The following is a 23,219-nucleotide window of genomic DNA, read 5'->3' as shown; positions in this document are numbered from 1 at the left end:
GTACGAATTTCGGATATAGGACAATTTTGGCAAAGATTTATTTCATCTCCTGCCATCGGTGGTGACAATGAGTCTCGGAGACAACGAGCACGATCACGCGAAGCGGTTACGCGAACGGACCTCGAACAGCCGGTCGTTTCACGAGCGCGCGTCGTCGGTAACGCCGCTGGGCGTCGAGTCGAACGTCCGGTCGTTCGACCCGTACCCGTTCTACGTCGAGGAAACGGACGGCTCCTACGTCACGGACATGGACGGGAACGAGTACCTCGACTTCCTGCTCGCGCTCGGCCCGATCATCCTCGGCCACGGCCATCCGGAGGTCCGTGAGGCGGTGAAACGGCAGGTCGACGCGAGCGACCTGACCGCGACGCCACAGCCCGTCGCGATCGAGTTCATGGAGAAGGTGACGGAGATGACCCCGTCGATCGAGCGCGTCCGGATGGCCAACAGCGGCACCGAGGCGACGATGCACGCGATGCGCGTCGCCCGCTCGTACACGGGCAAGGAGAAGGTCGCGAAGCCGGAGGGCGGATACGCGGGCGCACACGACTACGCGCTCCAGAGCGTCTACGCCAGCGAGGAGGCGCTCGGGCCGGCCGAGGAGCCGAACACCGTCCCCTACGGGACCGGGATCCCGGACGCGGTCAGCGAAATGATGGTCGCCATCCCGTTCAACGACAAGGAGGCGACCGAGCGGATCCTGCGCAAGCACGCCGACGACATGGCCGCCGTGATCATCGAACCGGTGATGTTCTCGTGTGGCTGTCTGAAGCCCCGTGACGGCTACCACGAGTTCCTCCGGGACCTCACCGAGGAGCTCGGCATCGTCCTGATCTGGGACGAGGTGATGACCGGCTTCCGGCTCGGTCCGGGTTCCGCACAGGGACGGTTCGGGATCACGCCGGACATGACGACGTTCGCGAAGGCCGCGGGCGGCGGCTACCAGGTCGCCGGGTTCGGGGGTCGCGCCGACATCATGGAGGAGATCATTCCGCCACGCAAGGAGGAGGCCTCGAAGTGGAACTCCTCGGCGTTCCACGGCGGCACGTACAACGGGCATCCCGTCGCGGCCGCGGCGGGGCTCAAGACGCTCGAGATCCTGGATGGCCGTGACGTCTACGAACACATCGACCGGCTCGGCGACCGGCTGTTCACCGGGCTCCAGGAGGTGGCCGACGACGTCGGCCTGCCGGTGAACGTCCAGCACATCGGGTCGATGGGACAGGTGTACATGACCGACCACGAGATCGCGTCCTACCGCGACACCTGGCACGCGAACGAGGACCGGTTCGCCGACTGGTGGCTCGAGGCGGCCGCCGACGGCGTCCTCTTCGGGAACCCGATGCAGGGCGAGCGGTTCTTCACCACCTACAGCCACACCGACGAGCAGATCGACGACGCGCTCGAGGTCGCCGAGGACGCCTTCCGCGCGGTCGATCACGAGTACTAACGATGACGCACGAGGACGAACGATGACGCGAACGACGGGGGCGCACTAACGATGGGAGCCGAACGCGACGGGACGAACGCGTCGATCGGGTTCGACGGCGACGGAGCGGAAAGCGAGGACGGCACGGAAAGCGACGAGCCCCGCGTCGTCGTCATCGGCGGCGGCATCATCGGCTGTATGGTCGCCCGGGAGCTCGCGGACACGCATCGCGTGCTCGTCCTCGAACGGGACGGGATCGCCCAGGGCGCGACCGCGCGGGCGGCCGGCGAGATCACGATGGTCCCCTCCTATCCGGACTACCCGTCGATCGCGACCCACGGGCTCGACTTCTTCCGGGCCTACGACGGAACCGGCGCCTTCGAGTTCGCCGAGATCCCGAGCGTGGAGCTGGTGACGCCCGAGCGCGAGGAGACCGTCCGTGCCCGCGTCGAGCGACAGCGCGGGAACGGCGTCGACGTGGCCTTCCTCGAGGCCGCGGACGCCCGGGACCGATGGCCGGGGATCGACATGGACGAGTTCGTCGGGGTCGCCCGATACGGTGGCACCGGCCACGTGGATCCGTACACGCTGGCGACCACGGTCCAGTCCGAGGCGACCGAGGCGGGCGCGCGGTTCGAGACCGACGTGACCGTGAACGGGCTCGTGGTCGACGGCGCGGCGGGGACCGGGGACGCAGCGATCGTCGGCGTCGGGACCGACGACCACGGGACCATCGAGTGCGACCACGTCGTCGCGGCGGCGGGGTGGCGGACGCGGGACCTGCTCGCCGATCACCTCCAGCTCCCGATCCGGCCCTACCGGACGCAGTGTCTCGTCCTGCGGCCGCCCGAGGACCTCCCGTCGTCGTTCCCGATGGGGTGGATCCCCGGCGAGCACGTCTACTTCCGGCCGGAGGCGAACGGCGATCTGCTCGTCGGCGGCTGGTCGTTCGCCGAGGACGACCCCGACGGCGCGAGCCGGTCCGCCGACGAGGCGTTCCGCGACCACGTCGCCGCCCTCGTGCCGCGGTTCGTCGATTCCCCCGGGCCGATGCGACTCGTCGACGGCTGGGCCGGGGTCGACGGCGCGACGCCCGACACGCGGCCGATCATCGACGCGCCCGACGACGCCCCCGACGGCCTGATCGTCGCGAGCGGCTTCCACGGTCGCGGGATCATGACCTCGCCGGTCGCCGCGACGCTCATCCGCTGTCTCCTCGAGGGGAGCGAACCGCCGTTCCCGCGTGAGCCGTTCCTGCTCGACCGGTTCGACGACCGGTCGGCCGACTTCGAGTTCTTCTCGATCAGCGCCGGAAACTGACGCTCGCCCGTTCAATCCGGAGCGGATCGGCGATCGCGGCGGTGGTTTCGGGGCGGATCGGCGATCGCGGCAGTGGTTTTTTGCCGGTCGATCGCTAACGTCAACGTGTATGGGTTTCGGAAGCTACGACGAGTCCGAACAGGAGAACCAGGACCTGGACGCCGACTTCGACGACGACGGGGTTCGCACCGCCGAGAACGACCACCAGGGACGGGTGGAATACGAGATCGGCGCCTCCAGCGACGAGCTGTTGGACCGACTCCAGGACATCAAAAGCCAGGGCGAGTAGCGGGAGCCCGTGAAGCCAGGCAGCCGGTCGCTGGGGATCGCCTTCTCCGACGGGGACGATCGGAGCTGGGTTGCCGGCGCGCTCGTCCGGACGAACGGGCGCGTGGACGACCTCGTCGGCGGCACGTGCACCGTCGGCGGCACGGACGCGACGGCCGCAGTGGTCGAACTCGTGGAGCGACTCGGCCGCGAGGACGCGCGCCGGATCGTGATCGCCGGGATCGCGCCCGCGTGGTTCAACCTGATCGATATCGAGACGGTCCACGAGGCGGTCGACCGCCCCGTCATCGCGGTCTCCTTCGAGGCGAGTCCGGGATTGGAACCGACCCTGCGGGAGCAGTTCGACGGCGACGCGCTGGAGAACCGGCTCGAAACGTACCGCTCGCTGCCGGACCGACACGGATCGACCGCGCCGTTCGTGCGCGCGGTCGGCGTCGATCCCGATCGCGCCGTCGAGATCGTCCGTGAGCTGACGATCGACGACGACCGACCGGAACCGGTCCGCGTGGCGAAGCAAGCGGCGCGGGCGTTTCGAGAGTTCCAGACCCGGACGAGATAAAAGCCGACGTCGGATCAGCGGAATGGATCCGGACGTGATCGAATCCGATCGAACCCGATCGGGTTTTTGACCCTCCCGGTCGCCCGATCGGTATGAACGGCGACGACGGATCTCGGGGGTCGACCGCGGTGCTCGATGACGACCTTCAGGTGACCGACTGTGAGCGGTGCCCGGCGCTGGTCGACTCGCGGTCCCGGATCGTGAACGGGGTCGGGCCGACGGACGCAGATCTAGTGTTTCTCGGGGAGGCACCGGGCGCCGACGAGGACGAACGGGGTGAGCCGTTCGTCGGACGATCGGGCGACGTGCTCGACGAGGCGCTGCAGGCGGCTGGACTGGTCCGGTCCGACGTTCGGATCACGAACTGCATCCGGTGTCGACCGCCGGAAAATCGGGACCCGACCGCCGAGGAGCTGTCGAACTGTCGCGGCTATCTGGCGGCGGAGCTTGACCGGGTCGATCCCGAGCTGCTCGTCACGCTCGGGAAGGTCCCGAGCCAGCACGTCCTCGATCGGGACGTCGCGATCACCGCGGAGGCCGGGTCGGTCGTCGACGCGCGGATCGGCGAGTCGTCGCGACGCGTGCTCCTGTCGGTCCACCCGGCCGCGACGCTGTACGACCGGAGCCAACGCGAGGGATTCTTCGAGGCGATCGCCGAGGCGGCCCGGATCGCGGGGATCGGCGGCGGAAACGATGCGGAAACCGGCACCGACGGCGGAAGCAACGGCGGCGGCCAGTCCCGACTCGGCGAGTTCTGAACGGTTCGGCTTCGAGGCTGCAGGGGACGAGGGAAACCGACTTGACGACGGCCCGCGGAGGGGGAGTATGAGCATACCGGAGCCGCCGGACGAGGCGCTGGCCGAGGTCGCGATCGTCGATTACGGGCTCGGGAACCTGCGGTCGGCCACTCGCGGACTCGAACGCGCCGGCGCGTCCGTGACGATCACGGACGACCCCGAGACGTTCGCCGACGCCGACGGCGTCGTCCTCCCCGGCGTCGGTGCGTTTCGCGAGGGGATGGAGAACGCGGGGCCGTACCGGGACGCGCTCGTCGAACACGCCGAGGCGGGTCGCCCGCTGTTCGGCATCTGTCTCGGGATGCAGATGCTGCTGACCTCCAGCGAGGAGGCCGACCACGCCGGCCAGGGCGAGGTTCGCGGCCTCGACCTGATCCCGGGGACAAACGTCCGGTTCGACGTCGACGAGAAGGTCCCGCACATGGGGTGGAACGACCTCGCCGTCGACCGGGAGCATCCCATCTCCGCCGGCGTGGACGGGAAGTACGCCTACTTCGTCCACTCCTATTACGCCGAGCCGGAGGATCCGGACGCGGTGGTCGCCACCAGCCGCCACGGCGTCGAGTTCCCGGCGATCGTCGCCAACGAGGCGGGCAACGTGTTCGGCACGCAGTTCCACCCCGAAAAGAGCGGGGAAACCGGGCTGCGGATCCTGCGGAACTTCGTGGAGTACTGCGCGGACAGGTAGCGGGCGGTGACGGCCACGGTCGACGGGACGTCACGGTCCGACCGTTTCCGGTGGAGTTACGCCGTCGCTGAGCGAACGGTCGCGCATGAATGCGCTTGCCGTCACCGGCGGTCGGGTGCTCCACCCCGACGGCCGCGTGAGCGAGGCGGACGTACTGATCGACGCGGACGCGGGCCGGATCGAGGCGGTCGGCGAGGACGTCACCGCGGACCGAGAGATCGCCCGGACGCTCGACGCCGAGGGCGGGCTCGTGATGCCGGGGCTCGTCAACGGTCACACGCACGTCTCGATGACGCTGTTGCGGGGTTACGCCGACGACAAGCCGCTGGAGTCGTGGCTGCGGGAGGACATCTGGCCGGTCGAAGCCGAGCTCACCGACGACGACATCGCGGTCGGCGCGGAGCTGGGCATTCTCGAGATGATCCGGTCGGGTACGACCGCGTTCGCGGACATGTACTTCTCGATGGACCGCGTCGCCGAGGTCGTCGAGCGGGCCGGGGTCCGCGCCCGGCTCGGCCGGGGCGTCGTCGCCGTCGGCAAGGACGAGGCGGACGCGCGCGCGGACCTCGAGGGCAGCCTGGAGTTCGCGCGGACCTACGACGGGGCCGCGGACGGTCGGATCCGGACCGCGTTCATGCCCCACTCGCTGACGACGGTTCCGGGGGACCTGCTGGCGGAGGGGATCGAGCTCGCCGACGAGGACGGCCTGTGGGTCCATCTCCACGCCAACGAGACGACGGGCGAGGTGGAGCCGATCGTCGAGGACCACGGCGTCCGCCCGCTGGAGTACGCGGCCGACCGGGGCGCGCTCGGGCCGAACCGGTTCCTCGCACACGGCGTGCACGTCGACGGGACCGAGACGGAGCTGCTCGCGGAGACGGACACGTCGGTGATCCACTGTCCCGCCTCGAACATGAAGCTCGCGTCCGGGATCGCACCGGTCCAGCGCCTTCGGGAGGCGGGCGTCACCGTCGGGATCGGCACCGACGGCGCCGCCTCGAACAACGACCTCGACCTCTTCGACGAGCTGCGCGACGCCGCGATGGTCGGCAAGATCGGCGCCGACGACGCGTCGGCGGTGCCGGCCGCGGCGGTCGTGGAGATGGCGACGAGCGACGGCGCCGACGCGATCGGCCTTCCCGGGGGCCGGATCGAGGCGGGCGCCGCCGCGGACCTGATCGTGGTCGACCTCGAGGCACCACATCTGACGCCCGCCCACGACGTCGTGTCACACCTCGCGTACGCGGTCCGTGGTTCGGACGTCCGCCACACGGTCTGTGACGGGACGGTCCTGATGCGCGACCGGGAGGTCACGACCCTCGACGCCGGGGCCGTGATGGACCGGGCGGCCGACCACGCGGCGGCGCTGGTCGCACGCGCCGAGGAGTGAACCGACGCCGGGATCGATCCCGGTCGGTTGCGCAGGATCGATCCCGATCGTTTCGACCGTTTACGCGAGATCCCGGAGTATAAACGGTGATAAACGGTTTTCACGGTTCGAACGGCGAGGGGGATTTATTCGGTTGACCCCCTTCGGGTCGAGTGCGGGCGACGCGGGGAGAGGCACACGATGGGGGGTTTCCCACGACCCATCCGTTCGGATGGACACCCACACCACTCACCACTCACCACTTCACCGTGGGGGTCCCCCACCACCACCCACCACCCACACTCACCACCACTGCCGTCCCCGATCACCCACCATCGTCGTCCGTTGACTCGACCGCTCGGCAGCGCAGCGTGTCGATGGAACTGCTCGGCAGCGCAGCGTGTCGGTAGGGTTTTCTAGCGGGCTCGACCAGTATTCGCCATGAGCGACCATTACTCACCGGTCGTCGAGCACCTCGCGGAGCCGGAGACGGCACGCGAGGAGGGACGCCGGAAGATGGACTGGGCCCTCCAACACATGCCGATCCTCTCGGAGCTGCGCGAGTCCTTCGTCACGGACCGGCCTCTCGAGGGCGAGGTCATCGCGATGGCGATGCACGTGGAGGCGAAGACCGCGAACCTCGTCGAGCTGCTGGCGGACGGCGGCGCGGAGGTCGCGATCACCGGCTGTAATCCGCTCTCGACCCACGACGACGTCTCGGCCGCGCTGAACGCACACGAGAACATCACCTCCTACGCGGTCCGCGGCGTCGACGACGAGGCGTACTACGACGCGATGCACGCGGTCGTCGCCCACGATCCGACGATCACCGTCGACGACGGGATGGACATGGTGAAGCTCGTCCACGAGGAGTACCCCGAGCTGATCGACTCGATCGTCGGCGGGGCCGAGGAGACGACGACGGGCGTGCACCGTCTGCGGGCGATGGACGCGGACGGCGAGCTCCGCTATCCGGTCTTCGCGGTCAACGACACGCCGATGAAGCGGCTGTTCGACAACGTCCACGGCACCGGCGAGTCCTCGTTGGCGACCATCGCGATGACGACGAACCTCTCGTTCGCCGGCAAGAACGTCGTGGTCGGCGGCTACGGCTACTGCGGACAGGGCGTCGCGAAGAAGGCGGCCGGCCAGAACGCGAACGTCATCGTGACCGAGGTCGAACCACGCCGCGCTCTGGAGGCGCACATGGAGGGTTACGACGTGCTGCCGATGGAGGAGGCCGCCGCGAAGGGCGACGTCTTCATCACGACCACCGGCAACCGCGACGTGATCACGAAGGAACACTTCGAGAACATGAAGGACGGCGTGCTGCTGGCGAACGCCGGCCACTTCGACGTCGAGGTGAACCTGGAGGACCTGGACGAACTCGCCGTCGACCGGTTCGAGGCCCGCGAGGGCGTCGAGGCCTACGAGCTGCCCGACGGGCGCGAGCTGAACGTGATCGCCGAGGGACGACTCGTCAACCTCGCCGCGCCCATCGCGCTGGGGCATCCGGTCGAGGTGATGGACCAGAGCTTCGGGATCCAGGCGGTTTGCGTGCGCGAGCTCGTCGAGAACGGCGACGACTACGAGGCCGGGGTCCACGACGTCCCCGACGAGCTCGACCGGGAGGTCGCCGAGATCAAGCTCGCCGCCGAGGGCGTCGAGTACGACTCGCTGTCGTCCGAGCAGCGCGAGTACATGGACAGTTGGGAGCACGGAACCTGATCCGGCCGATCGACCACGGGTCGATCCCGAACCGACGCCGGGCGTCGCGTTTTTACCGGCGAGCACGAAACGAGTCGTATGACCGACGCACGCGACCACGACCGACCCGCCGTACCGGGGACGATCGATGTCCGCTAACCGAAAGGGCGACCGCCGCGAGCGCGAGCTCGTCAACGCCCTCGACGAGGCCGGGTTCGCGGTGATGCGCGCGCCCGCAAGCGGGAGCGCGACGGAGCGCGAGCTGCCGGACGTGCTCGCGGGCAACGGCGAACGGTTCTACGCGATCGAGGCCAAATCCAGCGCCGGCGACCCGATCTACCTCGACGGCGAGGAGGTGGAGGCGCTGCTGTTCTTCTCGCGGAACTTCGGCGCGAAGGCCCGCATCGCCGTCCGGTTCGACCGCGAGGACTGGTATTTCTTCCACCCGGGCGACCTCTACACGACCGACGGCGGCAACTACCGGGTGAAAAAGGAGACCGCGATCGCGGACGGAACGGACTTCACGGAGTTCGTCGGCGACTCAAAGCGGACGACCCTCGACGACCTCTAACGTCGGCACCCGATCACGGGGTACCATTCGCTGAGGGCCGGTTCGACATGCTTTTGGCCCGGCCGTCCGGAACCGGACGTATGGACATCGACGCGGAGCTTCGTCGCCAGATCGTCGTCTCCCTCGCCGCGGTCCTCGTCTTCGTGGTCGGCCTCATCGCGGTCGGGAGCCGGTTCGGGACCGGAGCCGGCCCCTCGGGGGAGGTCTCGTTGGCGCCCGCGGGCGGGGTCGCGCTCGTCGGCCTCCTCGGCGGGTTCGTGCTGCTGATGGCGCTGGTCGGCGTCTATCTGATGCGAGCGAACGGAACCGACGGCTCATTCTGAGACACGCGGGCAGGAGAACAGGCGGGAAGAGCATCGCACGCCGTACGCCGACGCCGGACGATCGGCCGTTCGCCGCTCACGCCGCCTCGGCGACGTCGTTCCGGTCCCGCCAGTCGACCACGTCCTCGGCAGTCTCCAGCCGAGCCTCGTAGTAGGCCAGCGGGTCGCCGGCGACCTGCCAGTGGTCCTCCTCGTTGTGACAGATCCCGTACGCGGAGAGCGTCTCGCAGGTCGGCGGGGGATACTGGGCGCCGGCGTCGTCACGGAGGTACTCGGTCTGATAGCGGATCCCCTCGGCGTCGAGGCTTGTGTCGGCACAGAAGGCGACGATCTCGTCGGGCGACATCCCGATCGCCGTCAGGAAGGCCATCAGCGCGAGGCTCTCCGGCGGCGACAGCGCCGCCTCCCGTTCGGCCTTGTCGATCAGGTTTCGCATACACGGCGGGAACAGCTCGGGGACGACGACGTCGAACCCGCCGACGGTCGCCCGCTCGTCGAGGAGCCGCCGGAGGTCGGCGACGTGTGCCTCGAGGTCGCTGCCGATCCCGTCGTCGGCCGCGAACTCGAAGGGAAGCCCCTCCAGAACCCGCGATCGAACCGCCCGTTCGAGACACCGTTCGAGATCCGATCGGTCGATCCGGACCGCGCCGTCACGGAGCTCGCGGTTGACGAGCCGCCACCGGTCGCCCCAGTCCGGGTCGGACAGCTGCAGGTAGGGGCCGACGTCGACCCGGAACCACTCCGGATCCCGGGTGACGGGTCGCGACGCGCGCGGACCGGTCGGCACCGGCCCACCATCGCTCGACCCGCGACCCGCCACCTGAACGTCGGGTCGAACCGCGTCGTCGAGATCGAACTCCCGAAGGACGTCCGAGAGTTCGAGCGAGACCGCGTCGGTCGACCGGAGGGTGTCCTCCCGGTCGAGGTCCGCACGGATCCGGTCGGCGGCGGTGGCGGCCTCGGCGCTCGCGTACTTCTCGACGGCGGGGGTCGACTCGAGGAGAGAAACGAGAATGCGAGCGATCGGGTACGAGAGGAGTTCCGCCTTCACGTCGTAGGCATCGGGCGTCTCGCTCGCGGTCGTGCCCGATCGGAGCGCTCGCTCCACGCGCTCGTGGCCGCGCTCGACCGCCGGCGCGTCCGCGGCGACGAGGGCAGGCAACGAGACGTCGGCCGCCGCGACGGCCTCGCGAGCCGCCTCGAAGAACGGGTACCGCGCGTGCAGCGAGTCCATCGTGACCCGGGGTTGGACGGGGGAGCGAATAAGCGGTGTGGTTGTAAAAACGAGCGAGCGGATTCGCGTCAGCGAGCCAGCTTCACCGTCGAACGGTCGTCTCGAGCGCGCCGATCCCCTCGATCTCGACGACCACCTCGTCGCCGTCCGCCAGCGGGCTGACGCCGGCGGGGGTTCCGGTCGCGATCACGTCCCCGGGCTCGAGGGTGATCAGGTCGGTGATCTCCGCGATCAGCTCCGCTGGCGAGAAACTGAGGGCGTCGATGCTGGAGGACTGCCGGGTCTCTCCGTTCACGCGGCACTCGATGGTCGCGTCGTCGGGAACCAGCTCGGGATCGGCCACGACCGGGCCGATCGGGGCGGCGTTGTCGAACGCCTTGCCGCGGACCCAGTTCTGCTCCTGCCGCTGATCGTCGCGGTTCGAGAGGTCGTTCACGCAGGTGTAGCCCGCGATAACGTCCGCGGCGTCCGCCGCGTCGACGTTGCGACACTGCTCGCCGATCACGACGCCCAACTCGGCCTCGTGGTCGATCCGGTCCGGGGCCGTCGGGAGCGTGACCGTGTCGCCGTGCGCCGACAGCGTGTTCGGCGGTTTCAAGAACAGCAGCGGTCGATCGGGCACGTCCTTGCCGGACTCGGCCGCGTGGTCGGTGTAGTTCAACCCGACGCAGACGATCTTGCTCGGGGAGACGGGCGGCAGCACCTCGACCGCGTCGGGATCGTAGGTCTCGCCCGCGGCGTGGAGGCCGTCGTCGGTCCATTCGCCGGTTCGAACGGTGCCGGCCGGATCGCGGAAACGTGCGGTGCGCATCGTGCAACGGTATCGCGGATCGGAACGATAAGGATTCCCCTTCATCGCGGCGGCGAGGACGCCCGATTCGACGGGACGCCCGATTCGGCGGGAGCGACCGGTTCGACGGGACGACCGGGGCGGCGGAAGCGACCGGTTCAACGTGTTTATATCGGCCGCGGGCGACCGAATCGTCAATGAGCGACACCAGCGAGGCTGACGACTCGAACGGCGGAAACGAGTCGCTGACGGCGACGGACGGGGACGAGCCGACCGTTCCGATCCGGTGTTCGGCCTGCGAGACGACGACGCGCGTCCCGCTGTCGTCGCTGGCCGACGCGATCGACCGCCATAACCGAAACCGCCACGGCGGCGAGGAGATCGCCGAGGTCGCGCCGGGCATCGCCGACCGGCTGGCGGACCTGGTCGCTCGCGATATGGGGCTCCTCGAGGAGGAGTGACGCCTCTCGAGGAGAAGTGCATCTCGCTCGAGGTCGAGCGACGATCGTCAGAACGGGAACCGATCCCGTAGGGTGTCACGGGGTGCACTTCTCACTCGTCGTTGCGACGGGAGAAACGCCCGGAGCGAGATCTGAACCCGGAGGGCTCCACTCGCTCCGATCGATCGTCCTCAGATTCACATTCCCTCGCATCCGCCTTCGACGAGCGGCTCGCTTCGCTCGCCGTGTTGTTCGTCGAAAACGCCCGGAGCGGGATTTGAACCCGCGTCACGACCGTGACAGGGTCGTATGATGGGCCACTACACCATCCGGGCAGCCGGTGGTTCGCGTCGGTTGCAGCGGGAGCGCCCGGAGCGGGATTTGAACCCGCGTCACGACCGTGACAGGGTCGTATGATGGGCCACTACACCATCCGGGCCTGCTGCACTCTCGGATAGCCGAGTAGCACAAATAAGGCTTGTCATCCGGCGCAGGCGTGTCGATCGGTCCCATTCGACCGGCCAAACTGATCGGTCGACGGCCGGACCGCGACAGGAAGGCCCCGGACTGCCGCGGCGACCGGAACCGGCGTCACTCTTTTATGCCGACCGGCCGTGTCTTCGCGTATCACCCGCCCGCCGCCGAGAGCGGCGCTTCCCGGCTCGGTTGGCAACTCTTATGAGCATGGGGAGAATAACGACCTGTAGTATCTCGTGATAGCTTCTTCCCCCATCACCCATGGTAAACGTAACTGACCACGAACTCGTTCCGAACCACGAGCTCCTCGACGACCCGGAGGCGGTCGAGGAGGTGCTCGCGGAGTATAACGTATCGAAAACCGACCTGCCGCGGATCAAACGCACCGACCCGGCGCTGCCCGACGAGGCGGAGCCGGGCGACGTCGTCAAGATCGTCCGGGAGTCGCGGACGACGGACCAGGCGACCGTCTATCGACTCGTGATCTCATGAACAGGGAAGACCGACGCGTGGTTTCACGCGAATACTTCTCGGATGAACGGCTCGCAGAACACCACTTCCGCTCGTTCAACAACTTCCTGAATCGCGGGATGCAGGACGTCGTCGACGAGAAGGAGACGATCGAGACCGACATCGGCGACAAGGAGGGCCAAGAGCCCGTCTACGTCGAGCTCGGCGACGTTCGAATGGTCACCCCGCGCGTCCGCGAGGCGGACGGCTCCGAGGAACTGCTGTATCCCCAGGAGGCTCGCCTTCGGAACATCACCTACTCCGCGCCGGTCTTCATGGAGATGTCGATCGTCCGCGGCGGCGAGGAGGAGCCGGAGACGGTCGTCGACTCCACGGAGACGAAGGTCGGACGGATGCCGATCATGGTCGGCTCCGAGAAGTGCAACATGGCCGGCTTCTCCGACGAGGAACTGATCGACATCGGCGAGGACCCGGTCGACCCCGGCGGCTACTTCATCGTCAACGGCTCCGAGCGCGTGCTGATGACCTCGGAGGACCTGGCGCCGAACAAGATCCTCGCGGAGTACGACACGAAATACGGCGACGAGATCCAGGTCGCCAAGACCTTCTCCCAGCGACGCGGGTACCGTGCGCTGGTGCTGTGTGAGCGCAACCGCGAGGGGCTGCTCGAGGTCTCGTTCCCGTCCGTCTCGGGGTCCATCGACTTCGTCACGCTCGTGCGCGCGCTCGGGCTCGAGTCGGACGAGGAGATCGTCCACCGCGTCTCCGACGACCCGGAGATCGTGAAGTACATGCTCGAGAACCTCGAGGAGGCGTCCGTCCAGACCGAGGAGGAGGCCATCGAGGCGCTCGGCAAGCGCGTCGCCAGCGGCCAGGGGAAGAACTACCAGCTGAAGCGGGCCAACTACGTGATCGACCGCTACCTCCTGCCGCACCTCCACGAGGAGGGCGTCGAGGAGGAGGACGTCCGGATCAACAAGGCCTACTACCTCTGCCGGATGGCGGAGGCGTGCTTCGAGCTGGCGCTGGGTCGCCGCGAGTCCGACGACAAGGACCACTACGCGAACAAGCGGCTCAAGGTCTCCGGCGACCTGATGAAGGACCTCTTCCGGACGGCGCTGAACAAGCTGGCGCGCGACGTGAAATACCAGCTCGAGCGGGCGAACATGCGGAACCGCGAGCTCACCGTCAACACGGTCGTCCGCTCGGACGTGTTGACCGAACGACTCGAACATCCGATCGCGACGGGCAACTGGGTCGGCGGCCGGTCCGGCGTCTCCCAGCTCGTCGACCGGACGGACTACATGGGCGTGCTCTCGCACCTGCGCCGCCTCCGGTCGCCGCTGTCGCGCTCGCAGCCGCACTTCGAGGCGCGGGACCTGCACGCGACCCAGTGGGGCCGCATCTGTCCCTCCGAGACGCCGGAAGGGCCCAACTGTGGGCTCGTGAAGAACTTCGCGCAGGCGATGGAGCTGTCACAGGACATCGAGGACGAACAGGGACTCAAACGCGAACTGGCGTCGATGGGTGTCGAGGGGATCCCCGGCATCGAGGGCGTCGACCGAACGACGGCGGACGATTGATATGGCATCATCAGAACGCGAAGCGAAAGTCTACGTCAACGGGAGCCTCGTCGGGACGCATCCGGACCCGGACGAGCTCGCCGAACAGATCCGAGAGGCACGGCGCCGCGGCGACGTCTCCGAGATGGTCAACGTCTCGGTGAAGGATCGCACGCGGGAAGTGATCGTGAACGCGGACGCGGGACGGGCCCGCCGGCCGCTGATCGTCGTCGAGGACGGCGAGCCGCTGCTGTCCGACGAGGATATCGACGCGCTCGAGCAGGAGGACCTCGATTTCAAGGACCTCGTCGACCGCGGCTACGTCGAGTTCATCGACGCCGAGGAGGAGGAGGACGTCTACGTCGCCGTCGACGAGGACGAGGTCTCCGAGGACCACACGCACCTCGAGATCGATCCGCAGCTCATCTTCGGGATCGGCGCGGGAATGATCCCGTATCCCGAACACAACGCCAGCCCCCGGATCACGATGGGCGCGGGGATGATGAAGCAGTCGCTCGGGCTGCCCTCCGCGAACTACCGGATCCGCCCGGACACCCGGCAGCACCTGATGCATTACCCGCAGCTGTCGATGGTGAAGACCCAGACGACCGAGCAGATCAACTTCGACGACCGGCCGGCGGCACAGAACTTCGTCGTCGCCGTGATGTCCTATGAGGGGTTCAACATCGAGGACGCGCTCGTGATGAACCAGGGGTCGGTCGACCGCGCGCTGGCCCGGTCACACTTCTTCCGGACCTACGAGGGCGAGGAGCGTCGGTACCCCGGCGGCCAGGAGGACCGCTTCGAGATCCCGAGCCAGGACGTCCGCGGCGCGCGCGGCGAGGACGCGTACACGCACCTCGACGAGGACGGCCTCGTCAACCCCGAGACTAAGGTCGACGAGTCCTCGGTCCTGCTCGGCAAGACGAGTCCGCCCCGGTTCCTCGAGGAGCCGGACGACATGGGCGGCCTCTCCCCGCAGAAGCGGCGCGAGACGTCCGTCACGATGCGGTCCGGCGAGGACGGCGTCGTCGACACGGTCACCCTGATGGAGGGCGAGGACGGCTCCAAGCTCTCGAAGGTGAAGGTTCGCGACCAGCGGATCCCGGAACTGGGCGACAAGTTCGCGTCCCGACACGGCCAGAAGGGCGTCGTCGGCCACCTGGCGCCCCAGGAGGACATGCCCTTCACCGAGGAGGGGCTCGTTCCGGACCTCGTGTTGAACCCCCACGCGCTTCCCTCGCGGATGACCGTGGGCCACGTGCTGGAGATGCTCGGCGGCAAGGTCGGGTCGCTGCGCGGCGAGCGCGTCGACGGGACGCCGTTCCAGGGCGAGGACGAGGAGGAGCTCCGCGGGTCGTTGGAGGAGAACGGCTTCAAGTCCTCCGGCAAGGAGGTCATGTACTCCGGCGTCACCGGAGAGAAGATCGAGGCGGAGATATTCGTCGGCACCATCTTCTACCACAAGCTCTACCACATGGTGTCGAACAAGCTGCACGCCCGCTCGCGCGGCCCCGTGCAGGTGCTCACCCGCCAGCCGACCGAGGGGCGCGCCCGCGAGGGCGGCCTTCGTGTCGGCGAGATGGAGCGGGACACCGTCATCGGTCACGGCGCTGCGATGGTGCTCAACGAACGGCTGCTCGAGTCCTCGGACGCCGAACAGGTGTACATCTCGGCGGAGACGGGACTCGTCGCGGTCGAGGACCGCGAGCAGCGCCGCGTGTACGACCCGGTCACCGGCGACGAGGACGACATCCACGAGCTGGAGGTCAGCTACGCCTTCAAGCTCCTGCTCGACGAGATGATCGCGCTCGGCATTCGCCCGAAGCTCGAACTGGAGGACGCGGTCTAGGAGACGACACACATGTCAATGCAAACACCGAAACAACTCGGCGGTATCTCCTTCGGGCTGATGGACCCGGAGACGTATCGGGACATGTCCGCCACGAAGGTCATCACGGCGGACACCTACGACGACGACGGCTACCCGATCGACATGGGGCTGATGGACCCCCGTCTCGGCGTCATCGATCCGGGGCTTGAGTGTCGCACCTGCGGCTCCCACTCGGGGTCGTGTAACGGCCACTTCGGCCACATCGAGCTGGCGGCGCCGGTCATCCACGTCGGCTTCACGAAGCTCATCCGGCGGCTGCTCCGGTCGACGTGCCGGGAGTGCGGCCGGCTCGCGCTCGAGGAACACGAACGCGAGGAGTTCAGCGACCGCTACGAGCGGGCGCGCGAGCTCGGCGACGACCAGACGGACGTGCTGAAGGCGGCCGTCCGGCAGGCCCGAAAGGCCTCGACGTGTCCCTTCTGCGGGGAGCCGCAGGCGGACATCAAACACGAGAAGCCGACGACCTACTACGAGGTCCAGGACGTCCTCTCCGGGGAGTACTCCGAGCGCATCGCCGAGGCGATGCAGCCGGACCCCGACGAGGAGGATGACACGGGAACGGCACCCTCGGAGCTGGCCGACGAGACGGGGATCGCGCTCGACCGGATCAACGACATCCTGGCCGGCGAGTTCCGACCCCGCGACGAGGACCGGCGGGCGATCGAGCGTGCGCTCGACGTCGACCTCACCGAGGAGGACATGAACAAGCTCATGCCCTCCGACGTCCGCGACTGGTTCGAGGACATCCCCGACGAGGACCTGGAGGTGCTCGGGATCGACGCCGAGAACTCCCGCCCGGAGTGGATGATCCTGACCGTGCTCCCGGTTCCGCCGGTGACCACCCGGCCGTCGATCACCCTCGATAACGGCCAGCGGTCGGAGGACGACCTCACCCACAAGCTCGTGGACATCATCCGCATCAACCAGCGGTTCATGGAGAACCGCGAGGCGGGCGCGCCACAGCTCATCATCGAGGATCTCTGGGAGCTGTTGCAGTACCACGTCACGACGTTCATCGACAACGAGATCTCCGGAACGCCGCCGGCTCGACACCGTTCCGGACGGCCGCTGAAGACGCTCTCACAGCGGTTGAAGGGCAAGGAAGGACGCTTCCGTGGCTCGCTGTCCGGCAAGCGCGTGAACTTCTCGGCCCGGACGGTCATCTCGCCGGACCCGACGCTCTCGCTCAACGAGGTCGGCGTCCCCGACCGGGTCGCCACCGAGATGACCCAGACGCTGAACGTCACCGAACGCAACGTCGAGGAGGCGCGCCAGTACGTCCACAACGGTCCGGAGGCGCATCCCGGCGCGAACTACGTGCGCCGGCCGGACGGCCGCCGACTCAAGGTGACCGAGAAGAACTGCGAGGAGCTCGCCGAGAAGGTCGAGGAGGGTTGGGAGGTCAACCGTCACCTGATCGACGGCGACATCGTGATCTTCAACCGGCAGCCGTCGCTGCACCGGATGTCCATCATGGCCCACGAGGTCGTGGTGATGCCGTACAAGACGTTCCGGCTGAACACCACGGTCTGTCCGCCGTACAACGCCGACTTCGACGGCGACGAGATGAACATGCACGCCCTCCAGAACGAGGAGGCGCGGGCGGAGGCGCGCGTGCTGATGCGCGTACAAGAGCAGATCCTCTCGCCGCGGTTCGGCGAGAACATCATCGGCGCCATCCAGGACCACATCTCCGGGACCTACCTGCTCACCCACACCGACCCCGAGTTCACCGAGACGCAGGCGCTCGACCTGCTCCGAGCGACGCGGGTCGACGAGCTGCCCGAGCCGGACGGGACGGACGAGACCGGCGAGGAGTACTGGACCGGCCGGTCGCTGTTCTCGGAGCTGCTCCCCGACGACCTCGAGCTCGAGTTCACCTCCTCGACGGGCGACGACGTCGTCATCGAGAACGGCCAGCTCGTGGAGGGAACGATCGACGAGGACGCCGTCGGCGCCTTCGGCGGCGACGTCGTCGACACGATCACCAAGGTCTACAGCGAGACGCGCGCCCGCGTGTTCATCAACGAGGTCGCGGCGCTGGCGATGCGGGCGATCATGCATTTCGGCTTCTCGATCGGGATCGACGACGAGTCGATCCCGCCCGAGGCCGAAGAGCAGGTCGACGAGGCGATCGACAACGCCTACGACCGCATCGAGGAGCTGATCGAGACCTACGAAGCGGGCGAACTTGAGAGTCTCCCCGGCCGCACGGTCGACGAGACCCTCGAGATGAAGATCATGCAGACGCTCGGGAAGGCCCGGGACTCGGCCGGCGAGATCGCCGACCAGCACTTCGGCGACGACAACCCGGCGGTCGTGATGGCCCGCTCGGGCGCGCGTGGGTCGATGCTGAACCTCACGCAGATGGCCGGCTGCGTCGGCCAACAGGCGGTTCGCGGCGAGCGGATCAACCGCGGCTACGAGGACCGGACGCTGTCACACTACCAGCCGAACGACCTCTCGGCGGAGGCACACGGCTTCGTGGAGAACTCCTATCGCGCCGGCCTGACGCCGCGTGAGTTCTTCTTCCACGCGATGGGCGGTCGCGAGGGGCTCGTCGACACGGCGGTCCGGACCTCCAAGTCCGGCTACCTCCAGCGCCGGCTCATCAACGCGCTGTCGGAACTGGAGGCGCAGTACGACGGCTCCGTCCGGGACACCTCCGGGACGGTCGTCCAGTTCGAGTTCGGTGAGGACGGCACCTCCCCGATCAAGGTCTCCTCCTCGGAGGACAACGACATCGAGGTCGACCGGATCGCCGACCGCGTGCTCACCGCCGAGTTCGAGGACGAGACCGAGAAGAAGGAGTTCCTCGGCCGCAAGCAGCGCCCGACGAACATCTCCGAACACGCCGGTCCCGGCCTGAACAAGGCGCAGGGGCTGGGGGTGGACTCCGATGACTGAGACCGACGCATACGACCACGTCACCGACGACATCGCGGCGCTGATCGAGGACGCCGAGCTCTCGCGGCGGCTGAAGGAGCGCGTCTACGAGACGATCGACGAGAAGGCCGCCGAACACGGCGGGATCACGACCGAGCAGGCCGCCGACATCATCACCGGCGTCGAGAGCCGATACCTCGACACCCGGATCGAGCCGCTCGACCCCGTCGGCACCGTCTCGGCGCAGTCGATCGGTGAGCCCGGAACGCAGATGAGCGTCCCCTACGACGAACGCGTCATTGTTCGTCGGAACGGACGGACGGACGTCGTCGAGATCGGCTCACTCGTCGACGATCTCATCGACACACACGAGACGCGCGAGATCGACGGACACGAGGTCGCCCTCGCACCCGAGGGTCTCGAAACGCTGAGCCTGGAAACTGACGAGACAGTTTCCTGGAAGCCGGTCGAGGAGATCAGTCGACACGAGACGCCCGAGGAGCTCCTTCGATTCGAACTCGAATCCGGACGAACGATCCGAGCGACGAAGGCACACTCCTTCGTAACTCGACGGAACAACGACATCGTTCCGATCGCCGGTGACGAGCTGGAGGAAGGAGACTGGCTCCCGACAGTGAGCCGATTTGACTCGGACGAGGTCGACTCGATCGATCTCCGAAAGATACTCCCGAATGACGAGTATTGGCATACCTCCGCAGTGACTGACGGCGGTGTTGAATCAGTACCTGGCGGTGCCGATCAACTCCGAAATAAACGTACTGCCCTGGAAGAAGGAACGATCGATGACGAATCGATCTACCCGGTTGGTGGAACGGTTTCACTACCGGAACGCTTCCCGCTCGACGAGGAGACCGGATTCTTCGTTGGTGCGTGGCTCGCGGAGGGATCCCTGACGGATCACTACGTTTCAATTTCGAACGTCGATCCGGAGTTCCAAGACCGAATACGAGCGTTCGCGAACCGGTTCGATCTGACGACGAACGAATACGAGAACACGAGCGGGTTCGCAAAGAGTTACGACATTCGCGTGAGCGGAACGATCCTTTCCGATTTCCTTCGTGAGACCTGTACGGAAGACGAAGAGAAGGTCGTTCCCGGGTTCGCGTTCGGCGCGACGAGGACGTTCGTCGACGGGTTGCTCCGTGGATACTTCAGTGGCGACGGAAACGTTGGACGGAACTCGATCCGATCCAGTTCGGTGAGTCACCGTCTGACTGCAGGGGTCGGGCTCCTACTCGCACGCGTGGGTATCAATACGACCTTCGGAGAACAGGACGAGTCTCGGACCCTCCGCATCCCGAAGAAATACGTCGTTCAATTCACCGACGAGATCGGAATGGTCGGGGAACGAGGCGAAGAGCTACGTTCACTCGCAGCGGATGTCGATACGGGCGGCCCGGATGCAACCGACCAGATACCGAATTTCGGAGACGCACTCCGAGAGGTTGCCTCCGAGGCAGGGATTCCGAGTCGACAAATAAACGCCGCATCAAATCGACAACGGATCGGCCGAACGCGCCTTGAGAGTCTCCTCGAGACAGCGGAGGAGGAGGACGTTAATATCGAGGCGGTCGACGATCTTCAGACTGCCGTCGACGGTGATGTCGTCTGGGATCGCATCGAGTCCATTGAGACCGTGGACAGCGACTACGAGTACGTCTACGACTTCTCGGTCGAAGGCCTCGAGACGTTCACCACCGCGGAAGGCGTCGTGACACACAACACGATGAACACCTTCCACTACGCGGGCGTCGCCGAGATCGACGTCACGCAGGGGCTCCCCCGGCTCATCGAGCTGGTGGACGCCCGGAAGACGCCGGACACGCCGATGATGACGGTCCACCTCGAGGGCGAGTACGCGACCGACCGCGAGAAGGCCCACGAGGTCGTCTGGTCGATCGAGTCGACGAGGATCCTCGCGCTCGGGGACGTCTCGACGAACGTGGCGGACATGCTCGTCCGGATCGACCTGAACGACGAGACGCTGCTGGAGCGGTGGCCGACCCACTCGGACCCGACCGAAGTGGCGGGGATCATCAGCGAGACGATCGAGGACGCGCTCGGCGTCGACACCCGGCAGGCCGGGACCGTCATCGAGTTCGGGCCGAACCAGCCGAGCTACCGCGAGCTGCTTCAGCTCGTCGAGCAGCTTCGGGACGTCGTCTTCAAGGGCATCGAGGAGGTCGAGCGCGTCGTCATCCGGAAGGAGCAGCTCGACGACGGCGAGGAGTTCGTCCTCTACACGGAGGGGTCGGCCTTCGGCGACGTGCTCTCGATCGAGGGCGTCGACGACACCCGAACCACGTGTAACAACATCCACGAGATCTACCGCAACCTCGGCGTCGAGGCGGCCCGGGAGGCGATCATCGACGAGACGATGAACACCCTCGAGGAGCAGGGCCTCGACGACGTGAACATCCGTCACCTGATGTTGGTCGCCGACATCATGACGAACAACGGCGAGATCGAGTCGATCGGTCGCCACGGCATCTCCGGCTCCAAGGACTCGGTGCTCGCGCGGGCGGCCTTCGAGGTGACGGTCAACCACCTGCTGGACGCGGCGGTCCACGGCGAGTACGACGAGCTCGACGGCGTCATCGAGAACGTCATCGCCGGCAAGCCGGTCTCGATCGGCACCGGCGACGTCGACCTCCGGATGGGCTCACGAGCGAGCGGCTCCGGCCCGGCCGACGACTGATGCGGGTGGAGCTCTCCGACGAGGCGCGCCGGTACATCGCCCGGTTCGACGAGGTGACCGGCGTGACGCCGACGGACTGCCTCGTGGAGGGCGACCGGCTGGTGTTCGTGGTTCCCGCCGGGGAGATGGCGGCCGCGATCGGCCAGGGCGGCGAGACGGTCACGCGCGCCGAGGAGCGGATCGGCAGGTCGATCGAGCTCGTCGAGGACGCCGACACCGCGGCGGCGTTCGTCGCGAGCGCGCTCGCGCCGGCGGCGGTCCGGGCGGTGACCATCTCCGAGCAAAACGACCGCGTCGCCTACGTCGAGGTCGCGGAGGCCGACCGCGGCGTGGCGATCGGCGAGGACGGGGCGACGATCGAGACCGCGCGGACGCTCGCGAAGCGCCACTTCGACGTCGACGACGTCCAACTGACCTGACTGACGCCCGCGGTCCGCCATCGGCGACGACTATTCCACGTTCGAGCGGCTAGCCGTCGGCATGGAGATCGACCTCATCGCGGCGGTCGACCGCGACGGCGCGATCGGAACCGGCGAGGACGTCCCCTGGGACTATCCCGAGGACGTCACGCAGTATCGCGCCCGGATCGGCGACCGACCGACGATCATGGGCAGACGGACGTTCGACCAGATGAGCGACCCGCCGGGCGATCCGGTGATCGTGTTGACGCGGGACGCGTCCCGCGAGACGGCGGATCCGGGAGTCGACTTCGTCACCGATCCGGCCGCGGCGATCGAGCGTGCCGAGACGGCCGACGCCGGTCGGGTCTTCGTCAACGGCGGCGAGGCGATCTACCGGCTATACGTCCCCTACGCCACCGGCGCGTACGTCTCCGAGATCCCCGAGCGGAGCGGCGGCGACGCACACTTCCCGTATCTCGGGGCGGGCTGGGAGGTGACGGAGACGGTCGCGTACGACCGGTTCTCCCTCCTTCGGTACCGGAACCGGAACCCGGAATCGGCGTCGGTGCTCCGGGAGGAATAGGGGCCGGCGTCGGTGCTCCGGGAGGAATAGGGGCCGGCGACAGGCGGCTCGGGGTCGGTCGGTCGGCCGAAGCCTGGAGTCACGCCGCGTCAGGGTCGTCCGGCACGCACCCGGCACGATCGATCCGACCGTCTCGGATCCGGGTGACCGACCCGTTCGCGAACGACTGGTCGGTGAGTGCGGGGACGACGTCGAGCCCCCTGACCCGGCCACAGACCAGCCGGATTGGGTTGTGGTGGGTCACGACGACGATCGGGACGTCGGTCGTCAGCGTGCGCTCGCGAAGGTCGGCGAACGCGGCGCCGACGCGCTCGCGGACGTCGATCCAGCTCTCGCCGCTGTCGGGGGTGTAGGTCGTTGCGTCGGATCCCTCCGCGAGGAGGTCGAGCTCCGGAAACCGCTCGAAGAGTTCCTCGGCGTCGATCCCCTGATAGCGACCGAAGTCCCGCTCGCGGAGGCGCGGGTCGGTCGTCGGATCGACGTCGAGCGCGTCGGCGATCGGCGCGGCCGTCTCGCGAGCACGGGCGAGGTCGGAGGTAACGAGGGCCGCGTCGGCCGCCGCAAGCTCGTTCGAGAGGTGGTCGGCGAGACGATCGGCCTGTCGCCGGCCCGTGGCGTTCAGGCCGACCGGCGCCCAGCCCTGCACGCGGTCGGCAGCGTTCCAGGCGGTCTCGCCGTGACGAACGAGCAGTATCTCGGACACGGATGGGC

The 23,219-nt window shown here is 67.6% G+C and carries 21 protein-coding genes and 2 tRNA genes; 18 read left to right on the top strand and 5 right to left on the bottom strand.

The window, feature by feature from the left end; translation table 11 throughout:
• Positions 1-67 precede the first annotated feature (67 nt).
• The 10 genes from CPZ00_RS08280 to CPZ00_RS08235 all read left to right on the top strand — a co-directional run bounded on the left by CPZ00_RS08280 (position 68) and on the right by CPZ00_RS08235 (position 9,051).
• Positions 68-1,450, top strand: a complete 1,383-nt coding sequence (locus CPZ00_RS08280) for an aspartate aminotransferase family protein (protein WP_096390461.1) — start codon at positions 68-70, stop codon at positions 1,448-1,450.
• A 51-nt stretch (positions 1,451-1,501) separates the two neighbouring features.
• Complete coding sequence (locus CPZ00_RS08275; RefSeq protein WP_096390460.1) at positions 1,502-2,749, top strand: NAD(P)/FAD-dependent oxidoreductase; 1,248 nt, start codon at positions 1,502-1,504, stop codon at positions 2,747-2,749.
• Positions 2,750-2,858: 109 nt separating this feature from the next.
• Positions 2,859-3,038, top strand: coding sequence for a DUF5786 family protein (locus tag CPZ00_RS08270; RefSeq protein ID WP_096390459.1), 180 nt, complete (start codon positions 2,859-2,861; stop codon positions 3,036-3,038).
• Positions 3,039-3,047: 9 nt separating this feature from the next.
• Complete coding sequence (locus CPZ00_RS08265) at positions 3,048-3,596, top strand: endonuclease dU (RefSeq protein WP_096390458.1); 549 nt, start codon at positions 3,048-3,050, stop codon at positions 3,594-3,596.
• A gap of 92 nt (positions 3,597-3,688) precedes the next feature.
• Complete coding sequence (locus CPZ00_RS08260) at positions 3,689-4,354, top strand: uracil-DNA glycosylase (RefSeq protein ID WP_096390457.1); 666 nt, start codon at positions 3,689-3,691, stop codon at positions 4,352-4,354.
• Between the two features lie 67 nt (positions 4,355-4,421).
• The gene (gene hisH, locus CPZ00_RS08255) at positions 4,422-5,081 is read left to right on the top strand and encodes an imidazole glycerol phosphate synthase subunit HisH (RefSeq protein ID WP_096390456.1); all 660 of its coding nucleotides are present in this window, start codon (positions 4,422-4,424) and stop codon (positions 5,079-5,081) included.
• 85 nt (positions 5,082-5,166) lie between these two features.
• A complete protein-coding gene (locus CPZ00_RS08250; protein WP_096390455.1) occupies positions 5,167-6,471 on the top strand; it encodes an amidohydrolase in 1,305 nt (434 codons plus the stop codon).
• Positions 6,472-6,891: 420 nt separating this feature from the next.
• Positions 6,892-8,178, top strand: coding sequence for an adenosylhomocysteinase (locus CPZ00_RS08245; RefSeq protein WP_096390454.1), 1,287 nt, complete (start codon positions 6,892-6,894; stop codon positions 8,176-8,178).
• A 127-nt stretch (positions 8,179-8,305) separates the two neighbouring features.
• Positions 8,306-8,728: a Holliday junction resolvase Hjc gene (hjc, locus tag CPZ00_RS08240; RefSeq protein WP_096390453.1), complete on the top strand. Its 423-nt coding sequence runs from the start codon at positions 8,306-8,308 to the stop codon at positions 8,726-8,728.
• 80 nt (positions 8,729-8,808) lie between these two features.
• A complete protein-coding gene (locus tag CPZ00_RS08235; protein WP_096390452.1) occupies positions 8,809-9,051 on the top strand; it encodes a DUF7472 family protein in 243 nt (80 codons plus the stop codon).
• Between the two features lie 76 nt (positions 9,052-9,127).
• Here the strand turns inward: CPZ00_RS08235 and CPZ00_RS08230 are convergent, their stop codons facing one another.
• Complete coding sequence (locus CPZ00_RS08230) at positions 9,128-10,285, bottom strand: DNA primase (RefSeq protein ID WP_096390451.1); 1,158 nt, start codon at positions 10,283-10,285, stop codon at positions 9,128-9,130.
• Between the two features lie 82 nt (positions 10,286-10,367).
• A complete protein-coding gene (locus CPZ00_RS08225) occupies positions 10,368-11,096 on the bottom strand; it encodes a fumarylacetoacetate hydrolase family protein (protein ID WP_096390450.1) in 729 nt (242 codons plus the stop codon).
• Between the two features lie 176 nt (positions 11,097-11,272).
• On the opposite strand from CPZ00_RS08225, the gene CPZ00_RS08220 reads away from it, so the two are divergent.
• Complete coding sequence (locus CPZ00_RS08220) at positions 11,273-11,536, top strand: hypothetical protein (protein WP_233255061.1); 264 nt, start codon at positions 11,273-11,275, stop codon at positions 11,534-11,536.
• Positions 11,537-11,777: 241 nt separating this feature from the next.
• Here CPZ00_RS08220 and CPZ00_RS08215 read toward each other — a convergent pair.
• Together CPZ00_RS08215 and CPZ00_RS08210 are read right to left on the bottom strand one after the other, a co-directional pair.
• A tRNA-Asp gene (locus tag CPZ00_RS08215) sits at positions 11,778-11,850 on the bottom strand.
• A gap of 31 nt (positions 11,851-11,881) precedes the next feature.
• A tRNA-Asp gene (locus tag CPZ00_RS08210) sits at positions 11,882-11,954 on the bottom strand.
• Between the two features lie 299 nt (positions 11,955-12,253).
• Here CPZ00_RS08210 and CPZ00_RS08205 point away from each other — a divergent pair.
• From CPZ00_RS08205 to CPZ00_RS08175, 7 genes are all read left to right on the top strand, one after another.
• Positions 12,254-12,484 (top strand): DNA-directed RNA polymerase subunit H, encoded by a 231-nt coding sequence (locus tag CPZ00_RS08205; RefSeq protein WP_096390449.1) that lies wholly within the window; start codon positions 12,254-12,256, stop codon positions 12,482-12,484.
• The gene (locus tag CPZ00_RS08200) at positions 12,481-14,046 is read left to right on the top strand and encodes a DNA-directed RNA polymerase subunit B'' (RefSeq protein WP_096390448.1); all 1,566 of its coding nucleotides are present in this window, start codon (positions 12,481-12,483) and stop codon (positions 14,044-14,046) included. Before CPZ00_RS08205 ends, CPZ00_RS08200 begins: the two co-directional genes overlap by 4 nt.
• Position 14,047: 1 nt before the next feature.
• Positions 14,048-15,877, top strand: coding sequence for a DNA-directed RNA polymerase subunit B (gene rpoB, locus CPZ00_RS08195; protein ID WP_096390447.1), 1,830 nt, complete (start codon positions 14,048-14,050; stop codon positions 15,875-15,877).
• An 18-nt stretch (positions 15,878-15,895) separates the two neighbouring features.
• Positions 15,896-18,826, top strand: a complete 2,931-nt coding sequence (locus CPZ00_RS08190; RefSeq protein ID WP_096390446.1) for a DNA-directed RNA polymerase subunit A' — start codon at positions 15,896-15,898, stop codon at positions 18,824-18,826.
• Complete coding sequence (locus tag CPZ00_RS08185; protein ID WP_096390445.1) at positions 18,819-21,524, top strand: DNA-directed RNA polymerase subunit A''; 2,706 nt, start codon at positions 18,819-18,821, stop codon at positions 21,522-21,524. The genes CPZ00_RS08190 and CPZ00_RS08185 overlap by 8 nt, the downstream gene beginning before the upstream one ends.
• Positions 21,524-21,943 carry a NusA-like transcription termination signal-binding factor gene (locus CPZ00_RS08180; RefSeq protein ID WP_096390444.1) on the top strand — a complete coding sequence of 140 codons (420 nt, stop codon included), beginning with the start codon at positions 21,524-21,526 and terminating at the stop codon, positions 21,941-21,943. Before CPZ00_RS08185 ends, CPZ00_RS08180 begins: the two co-directional genes overlap by 1 nt.
• A 61-nt stretch (positions 21,944-22,004) precedes the next feature.
• Positions 22,005-22,508, top strand: coding sequence for a dihydrofolate reductase (locus CPZ00_RS08175; RefSeq protein WP_096390443.1), 504 nt, complete (start codon positions 22,005-22,007; stop codon positions 22,506-22,508).
• 79 nt (positions 22,509-22,587) lie between these two features.
• Here CPZ00_RS08175 and CPZ00_RS08170 read toward each other — a convergent pair whose 3' ends face one another.
• Positions 22,588-23,211, bottom strand: coding sequence for a histidine phosphatase family protein (locus CPZ00_RS08170; protein ID WP_199243341.1), 624 nt, complete (start codon positions 23,209-23,211; stop codon positions 22,588-22,590).
• Between the last annotated feature and the right edge of the window lie 8 nt (positions 23,212-23,219).

Source organism: Halopenitus persicus, assembly GCF_002355635.1.
Lineage (GTDB): Archaea > Halobacteriota > Halobacteria > Halobacteriales > Haloferacaceae > Halopenitus > Halopenitus persicus_A.
This window is presented reverse-complemented; position numbering and strand designations above follow the sequence as displayed.

Coding starts and splice junctions, on each gene's coding strand:
- CPZ00_RS08280 (WP_096390461.1), top strand. CDS start 68: ATGAGTCTCGGAGACAACGAGCACGATCACGCGAAGCGGTTACGCGAA.
- CPZ00_RS08275 (WP_096390460.1), top strand. CDS start 1,502: ATGGGAGCCGAACGCGACGGGACGAACGCGTCGATCGGGTTCGACGGC.
- CPZ00_RS08270 (WP_096390459.1), top strand. CDS start 2,859: ATGGGTTTCGGAAGCTACGACGAGTCCGAACAGGAGAACCAGGACCTG.
- CPZ00_RS08260 (WP_096390457.1), top strand. CDS start 3,689: ATGAACGGCGACGACGGATCTCGGGGGTCGACCGCGGTGCTCGATGAC.
- hisH (WP_096390456.1), top strand. CDS start 4,422: ATGAGCATACCGGAGCCGCCGGACGAGGCGCTGGCCGAGGTCGCGATC.
- CPZ00_RS08250 (WP_096390455.1), top strand. CDS start 5,167: ATGAATGCGCTTGCCGTCACCGGCGGTCGGGTGCTCCACCCCGACGGC.
- CPZ00_RS08245 (WP_096390454.1), top strand. CDS start 6,892: ATGAGCGACCATTACTCACCGGTCGTCGAGCACCTCGCGGAGCCGGAG.
- hjc (WP_096390453.1), top strand. CDS start 8,306: ATGTCCGCTAACCGAAAGGGCGACCGCCGCGAGCGCGAGCTCGTCAAC.
- CPZ00_RS08235 (WP_096390452.1), top strand. CDS start 8,809: ATGGACATCGACGCGGAGCTTCGTCGCCAGATCGTCGTCTCCCTCGCC.
- CPZ00_RS08230 (WP_096390451.1), bottom strand. CDS start 10,285: ATGGACTCGCTGCACGCGCGGTACCCGTTCTTCGAGGCGGCTCGCGAG.
- CPZ00_RS08225 (WP_096390450.1), bottom strand. CDS start 11,096: ATGCGCACCGCACGTTTCCGCGATCCGGCCGGCACCGTTCGAACCGGC.
- CPZ00_RS08220 (WP_233255061.1), top strand. CDS start 11,273: ATGAGCGACACCAGCGAGGCTGACGACTCGAACGGCGGAAACGAGTCG.
- CPZ00_RS08205 (WP_096390449.1), top strand. CDS start 12,254: ATGGTAAACGTAACTGACCACGAACTCGTTCCGAACCACGAGCTCCTC.
- CPZ00_RS08200 (WP_096390448.1), top strand. CDS start 12,481: ATGAACAGGGAAGACCGACGCGTGGTTTCACGCGAATACTTCTCGGAT.
- rpoB (WP_096390447.1), top strand. CDS start 14,048: ATGGCATCATCAGAACGCGAAGCGAAAGTCTACGTCAACGGGAGCCTC.
- CPZ00_RS08190 (WP_096390446.1), top strand. CDS start 15,896: ATGCAAACACCGAAACAACTCGGCGGTATCTCCTTCGGGCTGATGGAC.
- CPZ00_RS08185 (WP_096390445.1), top strand. CDS start 18,819: ATGACTGAGACCGACGCATACGACCACGTCACCGACGACATCGCGGCG.
- CPZ00_RS08180 (WP_096390444.1), top strand. CDS start 21,524: ATGCGGGTGGAGCTCTCCGACGAGGCGCGCCGGTACATCGCCCGGTTC.
- CPZ00_RS08175 (WP_096390443.1), top strand. CDS start 22,005: ATGGAGATCGACCTCATCGCGGCGGTCGACCGCGACGGCGCGATCGGA.